We start from the raw sequence: 18,614 nt of genomic DNA, 5'->3' as shown, positions 1-18,614 counted from the left end.
CGCCTGGCAGGATGGCCGGATGACCGAGCGACACGGGGGGACCGGACGGCTCGGCGGACGAGGGCCGGGCCCGATCCGGGTTTGGTCGCACGGCACGGTAGGGCGGTCGGTCCGCCCGCCAGTGAGGCGACGACGTGAACGGGCACAGCGGAGACACCATTCCACGGCAGGGCGTGACGGAGCGCCAGCGAGGCGGCGACATGCCCGAGGCGAGTGACGAGCCGGCCGGCCGGCGGCCCGCGCCGGCCGCGGCGGCAAAACCCAAGTCCACTTCCCGGGTACGCATGTCGGCGGCCCAGCGCCGGGAGCAGTTGATCGCGATCGGCCGGCAACTCTTTGCCGAGCGGGGTTTCGACGCCACCTCCATCGAGGAGGTGGCGGCCCGGGCAAAGGTCTCCAAGCCGGTGGTGTACGAGCACTTCGGCGGCAAGGAAGGGCTCTACGCGGTCGTGGTCGACCGGGAGGTCCGGTCCCTGCTGGACCGGATCACCACGGCCCTGACGGCGGGGCATCCGCGGGAGCTGTTGGAGCAGGCGGCGATGGCCCTGCTGGGCTACATCGAGGAGGAGACGAGCGGGTTCCGGGTGCTCGTCCGCGAGTCGCCGCTGATGTCCGGCACGGCCACCTTCAGCAGCGTGATGAACGACGTCGCCCATCAGGTCGAGCACATCCTGGGCGCCGAGTTCAAGAGCCGGGGGTACGACCCGAAACTCGCCGAGCTCTACTCGCAGGCGCTGGTGGGCATGGTCGCGTTGACCGGCCGCTGGTGGCTGGAGGTGCGCAAGCCGCGCAAGGAGACGGTGGCGGCGCACCTGGTCAACATGGCCTGGAACGGGTTGTCGCATCTGGAGGCGAAGCCCACGCTGATCACCGCCCGCCGGCGCTGACCCCGGTTCAGCTCCGGTGCGCGTCGGCCACCGGATGTTTGCGGCGTTCCAGCTCCGCCTCGGCGTGCTCCGACGGGCCGACCTTGTCGTAGAGGCCGGTGCCCAGCAGCACCAGACCGAACAGCATCGACACGACCACTGTCGACATCGAGAAGTTCAGGAAGTTCGCGTCGGTCTGCAGCACGGACATCATGAGGATGCTGGTCACCAGGAACACCACGCCGGCGGTGAGGTTCATGTAGTGGCCGAGGTTGGTGCGCCGGGACGCCCCGACGATCAGGACGACTCCGAAGACCACCGAGGCGAGCGAGAAGGCCAGGTTCGTCCGGAGGCCGAGGGCCCAGGTGCTGCTGCGGGCGAAGAGCGGGTCACCGATCGTCTCGGCGACGCCCCAGACCCCGAACACCAGGATGTAGACACCGATCAGCCCGGACAGAACCCGGTAGAGCGGCCGTGCCGGATGGTTGACCGGAAAGTGCGGCATACCCGAGACCCCATCCACCTGAGTTTGACCGTTTCAGGAGGATTGTCACCCAAGGCAGGGCCAACTGTCCGAAGAACCACGAAGCAGGACGGGTCCGCCGGAGGCTGGACCAGGTCAGGTTTTCGCCGGAGCCCGAGCTGCGCAGGGATCAAGCCTGACCGCCCGGAGCAGCTCGGGCTCCGGCGAAGACCCACGGCCGCAACCAAGAAAAGGACTCAGAGAACGAGACGAGCCTTCTGGAACGCCTCCGCCTCCTCGTCCGTGCCGACCTTGCCGTACATCCCGGCCATCAGCAGCACCAGGGAGGCCGACAGCAGCACGATCACTGTGATGACGTTGAAGTTGAAGATGTTGGCGTCGGTACGGATGAACGCGAGACCGCCGAGGCCGATCGCCATCAGCGCGTACGCCAGCCACTGGTTGACCGCCACGTCGATGTTGCGACCGAGCGCCGCGCCGGCCACGACGACGAGCCCGAGCAACACGCTGAGTAGCGAGAAGCCGAGGTTGGTGCCCTGGGCGAGGACCTTCGTGTCGTCCTGCGCGAGGACCTCGTTGCCGGCGCTCGCGATGATGCCGAGCACACCGAAGACCACCAGGTACAGACCGGTCAACCCGGCGATCGCCCGGTAGATCGGCCGCGCGGGGTGGTTGATGGGGGTGTGGGCCATGTCTGGGTCTCCAACGCCGTGGGGTGAGGTGTCGTTGATGATTGTCCCGCATGTGCCGGTGTGACGCCGCACACGGCCCCCGGCCGGCGTGCCCGGTCGGGTCAGCCCTCGGGCAGTTCCTCGGCGAGGGTCATCCAGCTCTCCTCGATCCGTTCCCGTTCGGCGCGCAGATCCTTGAGCTGGGTGTCCAGCTCGGCGACGCGGGCGTAGTCGGTGGCGTCGGCGGCGAGTTGGTCGAGCAGGGTCGCCTCGCGCTGGTCGAGCTTGCCGAGCTGCCGTTCGAGGCGGGTCAGCTCCTTGCGGGCCTGGCGCACCTCGGCGGCGGACATGCCGCTCGTGGCCGGGCCGGCCGGTGCGGAGGCCGCGGTGCCGCCGGCCCGGGTGGCACCGGCCCGCTCGGCGGCCCGGGCCAGGTACTCGTCGACGCCACCGGGGAGGTGCACCAGCCGGCCGTCGCCGAACATCCCGTACGCGGTGTCGGTGACGCGTTCGATCAGGTAGCGGTCGTGGCTGGCCACGATGATCGTGCCCGGCCACGAGTCGAGCAGGTCCTCAAGCGCGGCCAGGGTGTCGGTGTCCAGGTCGTTGGTGGGCTCGTCGAAGAGCAGCACGTTGGGCTCGCCGGCGAGCAGCCGCAGCATCTGCAACCGGCGGCGCTCACCGCCGGAGAGGTCGCTGACGGGCGTCCAGAGCCGGCGGTCGTCGAAGCCGAAGACCTCGGCGAGCTGAGCGGCGGAGACCTCCCGGTCGCCGAGCTGGACGCGGCGGGCGACCTCCTCGACGGCTTCCAGCACCCGCAGTTGTCCGGGCAGCTCGGCGAGTTCCTGGGACAGGAACGCCGGCCGGACCGTGGAGCCGGTGGTGAGGCGGCCACCCTCGGGTCGGGTGATGCCGGCGAGCATCCGCAGCAGGGTGGTCTTGCCGGCGCCGTTGGCGCCGAGGATGGCGATCCGGTCGCCGGGGCCGACCAGCCAGGTGACGTCGCGCAGGATCTCCTTCGGCCCGGCGTGCAGCTCGACGTCCGTGAGCTCGTACACCTGCTTGCCGAGTCGGGAGACGGCCATCCGCTGCAACGACATGGTGTCGCGGGCCGGCGGCACGTCGGCGATCAGCGCGTTGGCGGCGTCGATCCGGAACTGGGGCTTGGAGGTGCGGGCGGGCGGGCCACGACGCAGCCAGGCGATCTCCTTGCGCAGCAGGTTCTGCCGGCGGGCCTCGGTGGCGGCGGCGACCCGCTCGCGCTCGGCGCGGGCCAGGGTCCAGGCGGCGAAGCCGCCCTCGTACGCCCGGACGGTCTGGTCGGCCACCTCCCAGGTGGTGGTGCAGACGGCGTCCAGGAACCACCGGTCGTGGGTGACCACGACGAGGGCGCCCTTGCGGCCGACGAGGTGCCGGGCCAGCCAGTCCACACCGCCGACGTCGAGGTGGTTGGTGGGCTCGTCGAGGATCAGCAGGTCCGCGTCGCGGACCAGCAGCGCGGCGAGCGCGACCCGTCGCCGTTCACCGCCGGACATCGGGCCGACCGGCTGGTCGAGGCCGAGGTGCGGCATGCCGAGGCCGTCGAGGATGTTGCGGACGCCGGCGTCGCCGGCCCACTCGTGCTCCGCGCCCATGCCCTCGACCAGCCAGGCGGTGCCGAGCACCACGTCCCGGACGGTGGCGTCGGGGGCGAGGGTGAGCTGCTGCGGCAGCCAGAGCACGCGCAGGTCACGGCGGTGGGTGACCCGGCCGTCGTCGGGCTCCTCCTGCTTGGTGAGCAGGCGCAGCAGGGTGGACTTGCCGGCGCCGTTGAGGCCGACCACACCGATCCGGTCGGCGTCGTCCAGGCCGAGCGAGACGTCCGTGAGCAGCCGCCCGGCGGCGCCGTACCCCTTGGACACCCGGTCCAGATTGACGATGTTGGCCACGTTCCACCCTTCAAGATCAAGGCGTCCGGGTGCCGGCGGGCACCTCGGGACGCCTGACCCAAGGGTACGCGGACGACCGGACCCTCCGCGCCGCGCGGCCGGCGACGTCAGACGACGCGCGCCCCCGCCACCGGACCGTGCGCGACCCGTGCCTCCCGGCACACCCCGGCACTGGTCAGCTCGGCGGCGATCCGTTCGGCGGCGGCGGCGTCGGCAGCCAGGAACACGCAGGTGGGGCCGGAGCCGGAGACGATGCCGGTGAGCGCGCCGGCGGCCTCGCCGGCCTTGAGGGTGTCGGCCAGGGCCGGGCGCATGGCCAGCGCCGCGTCCTGCAGGTCGTTGCCGAGCGTACGGGCGAGGACCCGGGGGTCGCGTTGACGCAGCGCACCGAGCAGGGCATCGGTGCTGCCCAGCGGGGCGCCGGCGGTGCCGGCGTCACGAAGCCGATCCAACTCGCGGTACGCGGCCGGCGTGGACAGGCCGACGTCGGCGATCGCCACCACCCAGTGCCAGGACGTGGGCCGGACCAGCACCGGGCTGACCGCCTCGCCGCGACCGGTGCCCAGCGCGGTACCGCCGTAGATCAGGAACGGCACGTCCGAGCCGAGGTCGGCGGCGATCCCGGCCAGCTCGTCGCGGGACAGGCCGGTGCCCCAGAGCGCGTCGCAGGCCACCAGCGCGGCAGCCGCGTCGGCGCTGCCGCCGGCCAGCCCACCGGCGAGGGGGATCTGCTTGCGCAGGTGCAGCCGGGCGTGCGGCAGGACACCCGCGTACCCGGCCAGGGCGTGCGCCGCGCGGATCACCAGGTTGGAGTCGTCGAGCGCCAGCTCGCCGGTGCCCTCGCCCTCCATCGTGAGGGCGAGGGTGTCGCCCCTGCGGGCGGTCAGCTCGTCGTAGATGGAGATCGCGTGGTAGACGGTGTTCAACTCGTGGTAGCCGTCCCGGCGCAGCGGGCCGACCCCGAGGTGCAGGTTGACCTTCGCGGGCACGCGTACCCGTACCGGGCCGATGGCCCCGCGTCGCTCGTCCTCGTCGTCCGGTCGCCAGGCCTCGGTCACGGGGTGATGTCCCGCAGGCGAAGGCGGATGTCGAACGGCTTGGCCACGATCAGCTCCTCGGCGTCCTGGGCGGGCACGGGCGTCAGCCTACTTCGCGGTCGGCGTGGGGGCCGGAGCCGACGCGGCGATGGCCGCGAACTGCTCGACGGTCAGCGACTCGCCGCGGGCGCCGGGGTCGACGCCGGCGGCGGTGAGGGCGGCCTCGGCCCGGTCCGGACCGCCGGCCCAGCCGGCGAGCGCCGCGCGCAGGGTCTTGCGACGTTGCGCGAACGCCGCGTCCACCACGGCGAAGACCCGCTCCCGGGGTACGTCGGATCGGGGCGGCTCGTGACAGGTGAAGGCGACCAGACCGGAGTCGACGTTGGGGACCGGCCAGAACACGTTCGGCGGCACCCGTCCGGCGCTTCGGGCGTCGGCGTACCAGGCGAGCTTGACCGACGGGATGCCGTACACCTTGGAGCCGGGACCGGCGACGAGCCGGTCGGCGACCTCTTTCTGCACCATGACCAGGCCGTGCCGCAGGGTCGGCAGCTCGGCCAGCAGGTGCAGCACCACGGGCACCGCGACGTTGTAGGGCAGGTTCGCGACCAGCGCGGTCGGCGGCGGGTCGCCCAGCTCGGCGGCCCGGACGCGCAGCGCGTCGGCGCGGTGCACGGTGAGCCGGCCGGCGTCCGCCCCGGCGTGCCGGCCGGCGGTCTCCGGTAGCGCGCCGGCGAGCGTGGGGTCGATCTCCACGGCGTGTACGTGCCCGGCGACCGGCAGCAGTCCCAGGGTGAGCGAACCGAGGCCGGGGCCGACCTCCAGGGCCACGTCGTCGGGCGTCAGGCCGGCCGCGGTGACGATCCGCCGGACGGTGTTGGGGTCGTGCACGAAGTTCTGGCCCAGCTTCTTGGTGGGCGCGACGCCGAGGCGGGTGGCGAGTTCCCGGATCTCCGCCGGGCCGAGGAGACTCACCACGGGCCGAAGGTCCGGTCGCCGGTGGCCGAGATGGCCGCGCACAGCTCGTCCAGGTCACTGCCGGTGGTCTCGGCGAGGAAGCGGACGGTCAGGGGGATCAGGTACGACGCGTTCGGCCGTCCCCGGTGCGGCGTCGGGGTGAGGTAGGGGGCGTCGGTCTCCACCAGGATCTGGTCCGGCGGTGTCAGCGCGGCGGCCTCGCGCAGAGCGGTGGCGCTGCCGAAGGTGACCGTGCCGGCGAAGCTGAGCAGGTACCCCCGGCGCACGCACTCCCGGGCGAACTCGGCGTCACCGGAGAAGCAGTGCAGCACCACCGTGTCCGGGGCGCCCTCGTCGTCGAGGATCCGCAGCACGTCCGCGTGGGCGTCCCGGTCGTGGATGACCAGCGCCTTGCCGTACCGCTTGGCGATGGCGATGTGCGCCCGGAAGCTCTCCTCCTGCGCGACGCGCCCCTCGTCGCCGGTCCGGAAGAAGTCCATCCCGGTCTCGCCGATCCCCCGGACCCGGTCCCGGGCGGCCAACGACTCGATCTCCCGCAGCGCCTCGTCGAGGTCCGCCAGCCGGGGCGCCTCGTTGGGGTGCAGCGCCACGGTGGCCAGCACGGACCGATGCCGGTCGGCGATGTCCGCGCCCCAGCGTGAGGAGGCGACATCGACCCCCACCTGCACCAACCGGTCCACTCCCACCGAGGTGGCCAGGTCGACCACCGCGGCGACCGGGTCGTCGACCGGCCCGCCACCCGGTACGCCGGCCTCGCTGACCGTGATGTCCAGGTGGGTGTGGCTGTCCAGCACCGGCCGGGGCAGCGGCTCGGGGGCGGGCGGGAACTCTCCGGCCCGCCGGGCGGCACGCTCGCGGCGGGTTTCAGTCGGCTCGCTCATCAGCGACAGCATCACACACCGACGTCGTCCACCCGCCCGCCACCCGGCGTTCACCTCGACTACGCCGCGCGACTCTACCGTCGCGGAGTGAGCGAGCGCAGCGAGCGAACCAGGAGGCACAGCAGCGTGGCGTCTCACGCCGCTGCCGAGCGGAGCGAGGCAGGGGTGTGAGCGAGCGGAGCGAGTCAGTGGCGGCCGAGCCATCGGGTACGGCGGCGTGAGCGTCACACCGCACACGAGCGACGCGGCCGGCGAACGGACCGGGCTGCGCGTGGCGTTCGGCGGCGGCGTGTACCCGGCCGAGGAGATCGCCCGGGGTGCCGCGTACGAGCTGTTCAGCGCCGAGGAGGTGGCCGGGTTCGAACGGACGCCCCGCTCGGGCACCGCCCTGCCGTGGCGTCGATTCGTGCACGTCACCGAGGTGAGCGCGGTGCACGGGGCGGTCGAGGCCGCCGAGGAACCGGAGACGCCGCTGATGCTGCCGGCGCACCGGGAGCACGGCTGGTCGCACGTACACCAGCTCAGCCAGCAGCCGTCGGCGGCGGGCGACCCGGTGTTGGCCGCGGTGCGCGCCTCGGCGGTGGTGCGGCGCGGGACCCGGATGGTGAAGGTGCTCTCCGCGCGGCAGCTCGCCGGGTACGTGCGGGGCTGGCTGCCGCACGGCTTCTGCTACCGGGAGCACGACGTGGCGCACCTGCGCACACCGGCCGCGACCACCGTGCTGCGCACCGACGGCGACGTCGAGCGGGACGGCTCGGACGTGGCGTACGCGCTGCGCTGGCGGGCGGCCGACCCGGGCGACTACGACGTGCCGGTGGGAGAGGCGCACCGGGGGCTGCCCGCGCTGCGGCCCCGGGACCGGGTGGGCCCCGCGGTGCTGGGCACCGGGTTCGTGCCGAGCAACGGGCAGCTCATCCCGGAGTTCGTCACCCGGGACTTCGCCGACCTGCCGATGCCGGCGAACGCGACGCTGCTCGCGTACACCGCCGAGGGGGTGGAGGTGGTGCTCTACAGCTACCAGGCCGAGCAGCGCGCGTGGCTGCGGATGGTGGGACCGCAGTGGCGGCACCTGCTGGCCGCGGTGCCGGGCCTCTCCCCCGACCAGGAGTTCGTGCCGACCGGCGACGCCCTGCGCTCCACACAGTTGGTCGGCCGCTACGGCGACACCGAGTACGAGGCGGTGGCCGATCTGCCCGGGGGTTTCCGGGTGTTGGCGATGACCCGGGCGGCCCGCTACCCGGTGGAGGCGGTGGCCCGCCGGCTCCGGTTCGCCACCTGGCGGGGCGTGCCGTGCCTGGTGCTGCGCGAGGAGGCCGGCTGGCTGCGGTTGCGGTTGCGGCACCCCGACCCGGAGGCGGTGGTCGACACCGGCGCGCAGTGCCACGACCGGGGCGTCTACGAGACCTGGGCGCCGGGCGTCGAGGTGACCGCCGACCAGGTCATGGACACGCCCTACGCGCTCTGACGGCACGCAGCGGCAGGACGTGCCGCCGCGTGCCGCCGGACGCTCAGCCGGCCAGGCGGGCCAGCTCCTCGTCGACGATCGACGGGTCGAGCTTGCGGAACACCGGCGTCGGCGCGGCCAGCGGCCGGCCGGTCTCGATCGGCACCGACTCCCAGCGTGCGCCCACCGTGTAGTCCCCGGTGAGCACCGGGTACGCCGGGCCGCCGTCCAGGTCGTCGACCTGCTCGATGACGGGCATCGGCGCGTGTACGCCGGTGCCGCCGAGCAGCTCGAACACCTTCTGGGCGGAGTGCGGCAGGAACGGGGTGAGCAGCGTGTTGGCGTCGCTCACCACCTGGAGGGCGACGTGCAGGATGGTGCCCTGGCGCGGCTTGTCGGCCTCGGCCTTGAGCTTCCACGGCGCCTGCTCGGAGAGGTACTTGTTGGCCTCGGCGACCACCCGCATCGCCTCGCCGATGGCCTGCTTCTGCCGGTGCCGGCCGATCAGGTCACCGACCGTCTCGAAGCCGGCCCGGGCCACGGCGAGCAGCGCCTCGTCGGCCTCGGTGAGCCCGGCCGGGTCGACCGGCGGGATGGCCCCGAAGTTCTTCGCGGCCATCGAGACGCACCGGTTGACCAGGTTGCCCCAGCCGGCGACCAGCTCGTCGTTGTTGCGGCGCAGGAACTCGGCCCAGGTGAAGTCGGTGTCGTTGCTCTCCGGGCCGGCGGCGGCGATGAAGTAGCGCAGCGCGTCGGCGTCGTAGCGCTCCAGGAAGTCCCGGACGTAGATGACCACCTTGCGGGACGACGAGAACTTGCGCCCCTCCATGGTCAGGTACTCGCTGGAAACGACCTCGGTGGGCAGCTTGAGCCGGCCCAGCTCGCCCGGCTCACCGTCGCGGGAGCCCTCGCCGGAGTAGCCGGAGAGCAGCGCCGGCCAGATCACCGAGTGGAAGACGATGTTGTCCTTGCCCATGAAGTAGTAGGACCGGGCGTCCTTGCCCTCGCCGTCGGCCGACCACCACTTCCGCCACGCCTCCGGGTCGCCGGAGCGGCGGGCCCACTCGATCGACGCGGACAGGTAGCCGATCACCGCGTCGAACCACACGTAGATCCGCTTGTCGGGGCGGTCGCGCCAGTCGTCGAGCGGGATCGGCACACCCCACTCCAGGTCACGGGTGATCGCCCGGGGCTGGAGGTCGTCGAGCAGGTTCCGGGAGAACCGCAGCACGTTGGGCCGCCACCCCTCGCGGGTGTCCAGCCACTGCCGCAACACGTCGGCCAGGGCGGGCAGGTCGAGGAAGAAGTGCTCGGTCTCGACGAACTTCGGGGTCTCGCCGTTGATCCGCGACTTCGGGTCGATCAGGTCGATTGGGTCGAGCTGGTTGCCGCAGTTGTCGCACTGGTCGCCCCGGGCGCTGTCGTATCCGCAGATCGGGCAGGTGCCCTCGATGTACCGGTCCGGCAGGGTGCGTCCGGTCGACGGTGAGATCGCGCCCATGGTGGTCCTGGGCACGATGTAGCCGTTGCGGTACATGCCCTCGAACAACTCCTGCACCACCGCGTAGTGGTTGCGGGTGGTGGTGCGGGTGAACAGGTCGTAGGAGAGGCCGAGGCCGTGCAGGTCCTCCACGATCACCCTGTTGTACCGGTCGGCCAGCTCGCGCGGGGTGACCCCGTCGGCGTCGGCCTGCACCTGGATGGGGGTTCCGTGCTCGTCGGTGCCGGAGACCATGAGCACGTCGTGGCCGGCCATCCGCATGTACCGGGCGAAGACGTCGGAGGGAACGCCGAAACCGGAGACGTGGCCGATGTGGCGGGGGCCGTTGGCGTACGGCCAGGCCACTGCCGCGAGAACGTGACTCATGAGCAGCAAGCCTAGTGACCCGTCCGGCGGGCCCGCGAACCAATAGGGGGTGCCGGGTCGACGGACCGGGCCGACCCCCTCGGCCTTTGGTCCGATTTGTCGCCGACACGCGGTCCAGCTGCCCGTTCAGCCCTTGCTACCGGTGTGCAATGAACGTCGTGACTGGCAGACGAGCGGCCCGGGACCATGACGAGCGTCCCACCGTGCCGGGTCCGGCGCCACGGCCGGACGCCGCGTCCCGGCCGAGCCCGACGCCACGGCCGCCGACGCCGACCCCGGCGCGGCCCAGCCCAGCGGCGCCCACCCCCAGTCCGGCCCGCCCGCACCCGCCGGGCCCGTCCGCCGAGACGCCACCACCCGGTTCGCACGCCGGGACGGCGGCGGCCGGTTCGTACGCCGGGACGGCGGCCGGGAGCGCGGCGCGCGCCGGTGGTGAACCGGGTGGGGCGGCGACGGTCGAGGTGGAGCCGACCACCGGGGCGCCGGTGGACGCGGTGCCGCGCCGGGTGCCGGTCCGTCAGCAGGGCCGCAGCTGGGACGCGTACCGGTCGGACGGAACGGATCTGCCGGACGGCGACAGCGCCTTCTGGGCGCCGATCGAGGAGGTGCACTGGGACGGCACCCCGGTCCGGGAGGATTCCGCGCCCCGCACCTCGGCAACGTCCCGCCGCGCGACCGCCCGGACGACAGCCCTGCCCGACCCCGTGTCCGGGCTGGCCGCGCTGGTGCTGTTGAGCCTGGTCACCGCCTTCTTCGCCTGGGTCAGCGCGGGACCGTTCTGGCTCGCCGTCGGGCACGGGCGCGAGGGCACGGTGGTGATCGACACCTGTACCGGGGCAGGGCTCACCCAGAGCTGCCGGGGGATCTTCACGGCGGACGACGGCCGGTTCCTGGCCCACGGGGTACGGGTCAGCGGCGTACCCGCCGGAGGCGGCGCACCGGGGACCGCGCACCGGGCCCGGATGACCGGCCCGGACGGCGGCACCGCGTACGCCGACACCGGCGCGAGCCGGCACCTGCGCTGGCTGCCCGGGCTGCTGGTGGTGCTCGGCTGCGCCGCCGGCATCGTCCGGTGGACCGGGTCGGCCCGGCTGCCCGGCCGGCGGCACCGCCGGTGGGCGGTGACCGCCGCGCTCGCCGGCCCGTCGCTGATCACCCTCGGTTTCCTGGCCGCCGCCTGGTGAGCGCGGGGCGGGTCAGCTGTGCACGATCGTGTAGACCTCGCGGCGGCGTAGGGCGTACTCGGTGGCGACGTCGGTGATGGCGTCCCGGCGGGACCGGCCGGCGGCCTCCCGCTCGGCGACCGCCGCGCGCAGGGTCTCGTCGTCGGGGCGTTCCGCAGGGGTCACCGGCGCGCCGGCCACCACCAGGGTGATCTCCCCACGCGGCTCGGTCTCCGTGGCCCAGCGGGCCAGCTCACCGAGGGGACGGCGGAGGACCTCCTCGTAGGTCTTGGTCAGCTCCCGGCAGAGCGCGGCCGGCCGGTCCGCGCCGAACGTCTCGGCCAGGTCGGTGAGCGCCGCGCCGATCCGGTGCGGCGCCTCGAAGAAGACGAGGGTGCGCTCCTCGGCGGCGAGCGCCCGCAGTCGGGACCGGCGGGCGCCTCCGGAGCGGGGCAGGAACCCCTCGAAGCAGAACCGGTCGCAGGGCAGCCCGGAGACGGCGAGGGCGGTGGTCACCGCGCTGGGCCCGGGCGCGACGGTGACCGGCGCGCCGACGTCCAGCGCGGCCCGGACCAGCCGGTATCCCGGATCGGAGACGCTCGGCATACCGCCGTCGGTCACCAGCGCCACGGTGTACCCGCCGAGGATGACCTCGACGAGTTCGGGCGTACGCCGTTCCTCGTTGCCCTCGAAGTAGGAGACGATCCGACCGCCGACGGTGAGGTCGAGATCGCGGGCCAGCCGGGTGAGCCGGCGGGTGTCCTCGGCGGCCACCACGTCGGCGCTCGCCAGCACCTCGCGGAACCGGGCCGAGGCGTCGGCGGGGTTGCCGAGCGGGGCACCGAGCAGGATCAGGCGCCCAGCTTCGGACATTTCACCCACGTCATCGTCTCCTTCATCGACAGCGGATACCGGTATCAGGGACGACGGGCGCCACAGGACACCCTGGCAGCCTACGATCGCCGGGTGACGAGTGCGTCGACAGCGCAGAGCCCGAGCGCCGACCCGGCAGACACGGTCGAGGTGTCCGGCGAGCCCAGCCCCCCTTCGGAAGCGGCGGCGCCGCCAACCGACGGCGGGGGCGTGTCCGCCGTGGTCCGTCGCCGGTTCGCGACCGTCGACACCCGGATGGACCCGTACTCGTGGCTCGCCACCGCCGTGGTGGTGGCGATCGCGGCGATCCTGCGCTTCGTCGGGCTGTCCAGCCCCAAGGGCAAGATCTTCGACGAGACGTACTACGCCAAGGACGCGTACGGGCTGATCAGCCGGGGCGTCGAGTGGAACTACAAGGACAACGTCCCCTCGTACGTGGTGCACCCGCCGCTGGGCAAGTGGCTCATCGGCATCGGCGAGTGGGCCTTCGGGTACCAGGACGCGGAGTCGAAGGTCTCCGTCGGCGGGCACCTGTTCACCACCGCGCCGGAGTTCGGCTGGCGGTTCTCGGCGGCCCTGATCGGCACGCTCTCGGTGCTGCTGCTGGTCCGCATCGGCCGCCGGCTGTTCCGCTCGACGGTGCTCGGCTGCGCGGCCGGCCTGCTGCTCGCGCTTGACGGTTTCCACCTGGTGCTGTCGCGGGCCGCGCTGCTCGACATCTTCCTGATGTTCTTCGTGCTGGCCGCCTTCGGCGCGCTGGTGCTCGACCGGGACGCCCGGCGTCGGCGCTGGGCACGCGCGCTGGACGACGGCCTCGACCCGAGCCTGCCCGGGCCCGCGGGCCGGCCGTCGACCGGATGGCGGACGTGGCCGTGGTGGCGGCTGGCCGCCGGGGTGCTGATCGGGTGCGCCTGCGCGGTCAAGTGGAGCGCGCTCTACTTCGTGCCGGTGTTCGCCCTCTTCGTGGTCCTCTGGGAGGTCGGGCTCCGCCGGTCGGCGGGTGTCCGCCGGCCCTGGCGGGACACCCTGCTGGACGAGGTGCCCTGGCTGGTGCTGGCGGGGCTGCTGATGGTCGGCACCTACCTGGCGACCTGGTCGGGGTGGCTGCTCAGCGATGACGGCTACTACCGGCTGGCGTCCTCGACGGCGTACCCCACGGGGTCGCTCAGCGACACCCCGGTGATCGGCCCACTGGTCAACCTCTACGAGTACCACCGCATCGCGTACGGCTTCCACGCCCAGCTCGACGATCCGCACAAGTACCAGTCGTGGCCGTGGCAGTGGCTGCTGCTCGGCCGCCCGGTCGCCTTCCACTGGTCGGGGGACGGCGCCTGCGGCGCGCCGACCTGCGCCTCGGAGATCCTGCTGCTGGGCACCCCGCTGCTGTGGTGGTCGTTCCTGCCCGCTCTGGTGGCGCTCGTCTGGTTGGGCGTCGCCCGCCGGGACTGGCGGGCCGGCGCGATCCTGCTCACCGTGGCCGCCGGCCTGCTGCCCTGGTTCTGGTTCGCCCTCGACGGCCGCACGATGTTCTCGTTCTACGCGGCCCCGGCGCTGCCCTTCCTGGTGCTCGCCGTGGTGTACGTGCTGGGTGCGCTGATCGCCCCGGCGGGAGGCGACGTGGGCGAGACGACGGCGTTGACGCCCGGGACCGCCGGCTACGAACGACGGTTGGTGGGCAGCATCGCGGCCGGCGCGTACGTGCTGCTCGTGGGGCTGTGCTTCGCCTACTTCTATCCGATTTTCGTGGGCAAGCTGATCCCGTACTCGGACTGGCTGGCCCGGATGTGGCTCGACGGTCGCTGGATATAAGCACCGGCAGGCGACGCGCCGCACAGCGCGAAGGACATCGGGCCCGCACGCGTGAAGCGTGCGGGCCCGATGTATGCGCACCAAGCTGGACACAAAGACGCGCGCCCCGATCGCCTGCCACGGGGGAAGCGGGCGATTGGGGCGCGCATGAAGAGCTTAACCACCGCGCGCCACCGGCACAACGGGTCAACTTGGGTCGGATTTCCGACCGATTCCGGCCGGGCCGAGGACTATCCTCCGGCCGTTGCACCGAGGGTGACCTGACGTGGACCCAGCGCCCGCAACGGGCGCTCCGACCGTCCGGGACGACCAACCACCCCGCCGGCCCTCCAAAGTGGATCTCACTACACTGCGGGCCGTGATCAACTTCAGACGATCGGCGGCCGTCCTTCTCGGACTGCTGGCGACCACCGCGCTGACCGGGCCCCTCCCGGCGGCGGCCGACGAGGAGCAGGTGGCCGAGCCACCCCGGGTCGAGCTGGTGCTCGACGTCAGCGGCTCGATGCGGGCAGCGGACATCGACGGACGCAGCCGGATCTCGGTGGCCCAGCAGGCGTTCAACGACGTGGTCGACGCGCTGCCGGAGGAGACCCAGCTCGGCATCCGGGTGCTCGGCGCGACGTACAAGGGCAAGGACAAGAAGGTCGGCTGCCAGGACACCCAACAGATCGTGCCGGTCGGCCCGGTCGACCGGACCGCCGCCAAGGCAGCCGTGGCGACCCTGCGGCCGACCGGGTTCACCCCGGTCGGGCTGGCGCTGCGCTCCGCAGCCCAGGACCTGGGCACCGGGGCCACCACCCGGCGGATCGTGCTGATCACCGACGGGGAGGACACCTGCGCCCCGCCGGACCCGTGCCAGGTGGCCCGGGAACTGGCCGCGCAGGGCACCAGCCTGGTCGTCGACACGCTCGGCCTGGCCCCCGACGAGAAGGTACGCCGGCAACTGCTCTGCATCGCCGGCGCGACCGGCGGCACGTACACCGCCGCGCAGAGCGCCGACGAGCTGACCGGCCGGATCAAGCAACTCGTCGAGCGGGCCGGCGACACCCACACCCGGGCGCCGACCGTGGTCGGCGGCACGGACGCCTGCGACTCCGCGCCGCTGCTCGCCCCCGGGGTGTACGCCGACCGGGAGTCGTTCTCCGAGCACCGCTACTACCGGGTGCCGGTCCGCCCCGGGCAGGAGCTGCGCGCGTCGGTGAGCATGGCGCTGGACCGGCCGGTGAACCGCGACTACGGAGTGCTGCTGCGGGCCACCGCCGCCGACGGACGGGAACTGGTCCGGGGCGCGGACGCCGGCAGCGGCCGGGCCGACGTGCTCTCCGCCGGTCTGCGCTGGTCGGCCACCGCCGACGACGAGGCCACCACCGACGACGAGGACGCCGCCGAGGCGAGCCCGACGCCCGCCGCCGAGCCCACCACCGTCTGCCTGGTGGTCAGCAACTCGTTCGCCGCGCGCCCGGGCACCGCGGCGACGCCCGGCATGCCGGTGGAGCTGACCATCGACGTGGTCGCCGCCGCCGGCGCCCCGGACGGCCCCGATCTCGGCCGCGGCTGGGTGCTGCTCGTCCTGCTCACCGTGGCAGGTCTGCTCACCGGCCTGATCGCCGGCCTGCTCACCCGCTGGTGGGTCGCCACCTGGAGGGAGAACTGATGCGTACCGCACTGTTCCGGTCGCTGGCGGCGCTGCTCGCCGCCGGCGGGGTCGCGCTGCTGCCCGCGACGGCCGTGGCCGCCCCCACCCCTTCTCCGGGCGCCACGCCGGTGACCCGGGCCGGCACCTCGTTCCTCACCGCCACGCCGATCACCGCCGGCCAACCGGTACGCGTGGACGCCTCGGTGGGCGACCACCTGTACTGGTCGTTCACCGCGACCGCCGGGCAGGTCCACGAGATCAACGCCACCGTCACCTTCCCGAAGGCCCGCAGCGGCCCGTCGACCTGGACCATCGACGTGTTCGACGGGCTGCGCCGGCGGCAGGCGTGCACCGCCGGGGCACAGACGCCGACGGTGGACGGCAAGGCGTCGAGCGTGACGCTGGGCTGCACCCTGCGCGAGGTCCGACCCTGGGCGGAACCGTGGTCGGCCGACCCGCTGCCCGGCACGTACGTCGTCCGGCTCTCGGTCACCGACCTGCCCGAGCCGGACCTGGGCGCACCCGTCGACGTGGACCTGCTGGTCGGCGTCCTGACCGACCGGGGCGCCTCGGCCGACGACGGTGAGCTGGCCGCCCCGCTGGTGCCGAACACCAAGGCGGGCACGGTGCTCAACGCCGTACCGACGCCGGAGCCGGAGGCCGACGACGAGGGCGACTCGCTGACGGACTGGCTGCCGGATCTCGGCTCGCGCTGGATCTGGACCGGCATCGGCGGCGTGCTCGCCGCGGTGGCCGGGGTGGTCGGTTTCGCGCTGACCCGGCGGCCCCGGCGGCCCTGAGCCGACCGCGTCCGCAGGTGGCCCCGCCCGGTTCGCCGGCGGGGCCACCTGCGGTTTCAGCTTCGTCGCGTGCCCCGGGGCAGCCAGCCGATGAACCGGTCCTGCAACGACATCACCGGCGCGGCCCGCAGATCCTCGGCGGCGGCGGCGAGACAGGAGCCCAGGTAGACGCTGAGCATCGCCCGGTCACCCCCGTACTCCGCCAGCAGCCGGCCGCGCTTGGTCGCGCACGGCCACTCGTCGCCACAGGAGCCGCAGTTCCAGCCCGGGGTCGTCGGTGCGTGGTCGTCGGCCCGACCTTTCGGCCGTTCGGCGCCATCGCTCATCGCAGCTCCTCTTAGATGTTCACGGGACATGCCAGCTCTTGATGGTGGTCCCCCCGGAGCCATCATGGAGAGCGCGACGCGTCCCTCCGGTGTTACATCTTTGCGGTACGTTCTCCGGTCGTGGGAGTCGGAAATATGACCGTGGAGCGAGCAACCGCTCACTACCCGACGGTAGGTTTCGGCCGTGCGTGACCTCCTGCCACCAACGGTCGCCGTGGCCGTCGCCGGGCCCGGCGACTGGACCGGCGACCTCCTCGACGCCGAGCAGGCATGTCTCAGCGACCAGGCGGTGCAGACCCGTCGACGGGACTTCACCGCCGGCCGGGTCTGCGCCCGCCGGGCCATGGCCGAGCTCGGCCTGCCGGCGGTGGCCGTGCCCAGCGCCGCGAACCGCGCGCCGGTCTGGCCCGCGGGCGTGGTGGGCGCCATCACCCACACCGCCGGCTACTGCGCCGCCGCGGCGGCCCGCACCACCGACGTGCGGTCCGTCGGGATGGACGCCGAACAGCACCGCGAGATCAATGCGGGGGTACGCCGGCTCGTGCTGCTGCCCGAGGAGGAGCAGAGCTTCGCGCGGCTACCCTCCGGCATCCGGTGGCCGATCGTCCTGTTCAGCGCCAAGGAGACCGTCTACAAGGTCTGGCACCCGGTCGTCGGGACCTGGCTGGACTTCCACGACGCCCGGCTGGAGATCGACCCGGACGCCGGCACGTTCACCGCCCGGATCGCACCGAAGCGGGTGGACGCGGCGGAGGTGGCCGACCCGCCGACCACGATCGACGGCCGGTTCGTGGTCGCCGACGGCCTGGTCCGCACCGCCGCCGTCCTCGCCCCGCGCTGACCGTCACCGTCCATGCTGGCCACTGCTGTGGCCATGGGACACCGCCCGGGCGCGGCGATCGGGTGCCCGGCGGCGCGCGGTAGCGTCGGCGGGTTCCCGAACCGCACGTACGAGGCGTCAAGGAGTACGGTGACCCACCCCCAGCCCCCCGTCGGACCGCAGGACCCTCAGCAGCCGAGCCCGGAGCCGCCGCCGACGCAGCCGCTCCCGGCGACACCGCAGCAGTCCGCGACAGACCCGACGGTCCCGCCCGCGACGCCCAGCCCCTGGTCGGCTGCGGGCAGCGGGCCGGTTCCGCCGCCGTACTCCGGTGCCGCGTACCCGCAGGCCGCCGGGCCGGGCCAGCCGATCACGATGCCGCCGCCCACACCGACGGCGACGTCGCAGCGGACCGTGGTCGCTGTCGCGGTGACGACGGCCGTGCTCGCCCTGATGTTCTGCGCCGGCGGTATCGTGGCCGTCGTCATCGGCGCGAAGCACGCCGCCAACGAGGTGACCGAGGCGCTGCCCACCCCCGGCGTCACCGGCGGCGTCGGGCAACCGGCGGTCGGGGCCACGCCCTCGCCCGTACCGTCGGTCGCCGGCGTGGCGCGGACCATGTCCGTGGGGGACACCCTCGTCATCGACGACAACGGCGGCACCGTCGAGATCACCGTGACGAAGTTCCGCACCGCCACCAAACCCTGCAAGTCGTACGGCCTGAAGCCCGATGAGGGTCTGTTCGTGATCGCTGACGTGACGGTGGCGGTGACCAAGGGCACCGGCTCGGCGAACCCGCTCTTCTTCCAGTGGGTGGCTGCCGACGGCACCGAGACCAACGCGGTCACCGGCGCCTTCTCCGGCTGCGGCAAGCCCATCCCGGCGGGCAACGACCTGGCCGCCGGCAGCAGGCGTACCGGCAGCGTGGTGTTCGACGTGCACGACACGTCCGGGATGCTGGAGTACCAGCACCGGTTCGCGACCGCCGGCTTCTGGCGGCCCTGACGTGGCGGGGGCCGGCCCGATGGTCG

General features: G+C 73.1%; 17 protein-coding genes. 8 read left to right on the top strand and 9 right to left on the bottom strand.

All coding sequences use genetic code 11. The features are described from left to right. Positions 1 to 200: 200 nt before the first annotated feature. Entirely contained in the window at positions 201 to 887 is a 687-nt protein-coding gene (locus tag ACN263_RS02530) for a TetR family transcriptional regulator (protein ID WP_422738219.1), read from the top strand. A gap of 7 nt (positions 888 to 894) precedes the next feature. On the opposite strand, the gene ACN263_RS02525 is transcribed toward ACN263_RS02530, so the two are convergent. The 6 genes from ACN263_RS02525 to ACN263_RS02500 form a co-directional block, all read right to left on the bottom strand. Then, a complete protein-coding gene (locus ACN263_RS02525) occupies positions 895 to 1,371 on the bottom strand; it encodes a DUF4383 domain-containing protein (RefSeq protein ID WP_422738218.1) in 477 nt (158 codons plus the stop codon). Positions 1,372 to 1,586: 215 nt separating this feature from the next. Beyond that, positions 1,587 to 2,042, bottom strand: coding sequence for a DUF4383 domain-containing protein (locus ACN263_RS02520; protein WP_422738217.1), 456 nt, complete (start codon positions 2,040 to 2,042; stop codon positions 1,587 to 1,589). A 101-nt stretch (positions 2,043 to 2,143) separates the two neighbouring features. Then, a complete protein-coding gene (locus ACN263_RS02515) occupies positions 2,144 to 3,949 on the bottom strand; it encodes an ABC-F family ATP-binding cassette domain-containing protein (protein WP_422738216.1) in 1,806 nt (601 codons plus the stop codon). Between the two features lie 107 nt (positions 3,950 to 4,056). Further along, the gene (locus tag ACN263_RS02510; RefSeq protein WP_422738215.1) at positions 4,057 to 5,007 is read right to left on the bottom strand and encodes a 4-(cytidine 5'-diphospho)-2-C-methyl-D-erythritol kinase; all 951 of its coding nucleotides are present in this window, start codon (positions 5,005 to 5,007) and stop codon (positions 4,057 to 4,059) included. Positions 5,008 to 5,094: 87 nt separating this feature from the next. Further along, positions 5,095 to 5,964 (bottom strand): 16S rRNA (adenine(1518)-N(6)/adenine(1519)-N(6))-dimethyltransferase RsmA, encoded by an 870-nt coding sequence (rsmA, locus tag ACN263_RS02505; RefSeq protein ID WP_422738214.1) that lies wholly within the window; start codon positions 5,962 to 5,964, stop codon positions 5,095 to 5,097. Beyond that, complete coding sequence (locus ACN263_RS02500) at positions 5,958 to 6,857, bottom strand: TatD family hydrolase (RefSeq protein WP_422738213.1); 900 nt, start codon at positions 6,855 to 6,857, stop codon at positions 5,958 to 5,960. The genes rsmA and ACN263_RS02500 overlap by 7 nt, the downstream gene beginning before the upstream one ends. A 205-nt stretch (positions 6,858 to 7,062) precedes the next feature. Between ACN263_RS02500 and ACN263_RS02495 the strand changes: the two genes are divergently transcribed. Continuing rightward, positions 7,063 to 8,310, top strand: coding sequence for a hypothetical protein (locus ACN263_RS02495; protein WP_422738212.1), 1,248 nt, complete (start codon positions 7,063 to 7,065; stop codon positions 8,308 to 8,310). Between the two features lie 43 nt (positions 8,311 to 8,353). Here the strand turns inward: ACN263_RS02495 and metG are convergent, their stop codons facing one another. Continuing rightward, positions 8,354 to 10,156, bottom strand: coding sequence for a methionine--tRNA ligase (metG, locus tag ACN263_RS02490; RefSeq protein ID WP_422738211.1), 1,803 nt, complete (start codon positions 10,154 to 10,156; stop codon positions 8,354 to 8,356). Between the two features lie 149 nt (positions 10,157 to 10,305). On the opposite strand from metG, the gene ACN263_RS02485 reads away from it, so the two are divergent. Next, positions 10,306 to 11,340 (top strand): hypothetical protein, encoded by a 1,035-nt coding sequence (locus ACN263_RS02485; protein ID WP_422738210.1) that lies wholly within the window; start codon positions 10,306 to 10,308, stop codon positions 11,338 to 11,340. 12 nt (positions 11,341 to 11,352) lie between these two features. Here ACN263_RS02485 and rsmI read toward each other — a convergent pair whose 3' ends face one another. After that, on the bottom strand, positions 11,353 to 12,192 hold the full coding sequence (gene rsmI / locus ACN263_RS02480; RefSeq protein WP_422738209.1) for a 16S rRNA (cytidine(1402)-2'-O)-methyltransferase: 840 nt from the start codon (positions 12,190 to 12,192) through the stop codon (positions 11,353 to 11,355). 255 nt (positions 12,193 to 12,447) lie between these two features. On the opposite strand from rsmI, the gene ACN263_RS02475 reads away from it, so the two are divergent. The 3 genes from ACN263_RS02475 to ACN263_RS02465 all read left to right on the top strand — a co-directional run bounded on the left by ACN263_RS02475 (position 12,448) and on the right by ACN263_RS02465 (position 16,437). Beyond that, positions 12,448 to 14,001, top strand: coding sequence for a dolichyl-phosphate-mannose--protein mannosyltransferase (locus ACN263_RS02475; RefSeq protein WP_422740571.1), 1,554 nt, complete (start codon positions 12,448 to 12,450; stop codon positions 13,999 to 14,001). A gap of 358 nt (positions 14,002 to 14,359) precedes the next feature. Then, positions 14,360 to 15,655, top strand: coding sequence for a VWA domain-containing protein (locus ACN263_RS02470; protein WP_422738208.1), 1,296 nt, complete (start codon positions 14,360 to 14,362; stop codon positions 15,653 to 15,655). Further along, positions 15,655 to 16,437, top strand: a complete 783-nt coding sequence (locus ACN263_RS02465; protein WP_422738207.1) for a peptidase — start codon at positions 15,655 to 15,657, stop codon at positions 16,435 to 16,437. Before ACN263_RS02470 ends, ACN263_RS02465 begins: the two co-directional genes overlap by 1 nt. Before the next feature lie 56 nt (positions 16,438 to 16,493). Here the strand turns inward: ACN263_RS02465 and ACN263_RS02460 are convergent, their stop codons facing one another. Then, entirely contained in the window at positions 16,494 to 16,763 is a 270-nt protein-coding gene (locus ACN263_RS02460; protein WP_422738206.1) for a hypothetical protein, read from the bottom strand. Between the two features lie 184 nt (positions 16,764 to 16,947). Here ACN263_RS02460 and ACN263_RS02455 point away from each other — a divergent pair, with 184 nt between their 5' ends. After that, positions 16,948 to 17,604: a 4'-phosphopantetheinyl transferase family protein gene (locus ACN263_RS02455; RefSeq protein ID WP_422738205.1), complete on the top strand. Its 657-nt coding sequence runs from the start codon at positions 16,948 to 16,950 to the stop codon at positions 17,602 to 17,604. 129 nt (positions 17,605 to 17,733) lie between these two features. After that, entirely contained in the window at positions 17,734 to 18,588 is an 855-nt protein-coding gene (locus ACN263_RS02450; protein ID WP_422738204.1) for a DUF4352 domain-containing protein, read from the top strand. Positions 18,589 to 18,614: the final 26 nt, after the last annotated feature.

The sequence above is a fragment of the Micromonospora sp. WMMD729 genome, from assembly GCF_049315225.1.
GTDB lineage: Bacteria > Actinomycetota > Actinomycetes > Mycobacteriales > Micromonosporaceae > Micromonospora.
The sequence above is the reverse complement of the archived record's forward strand: the minus strand, read 5'-3'. Positions and strand labels throughout refer to the sequence as shown.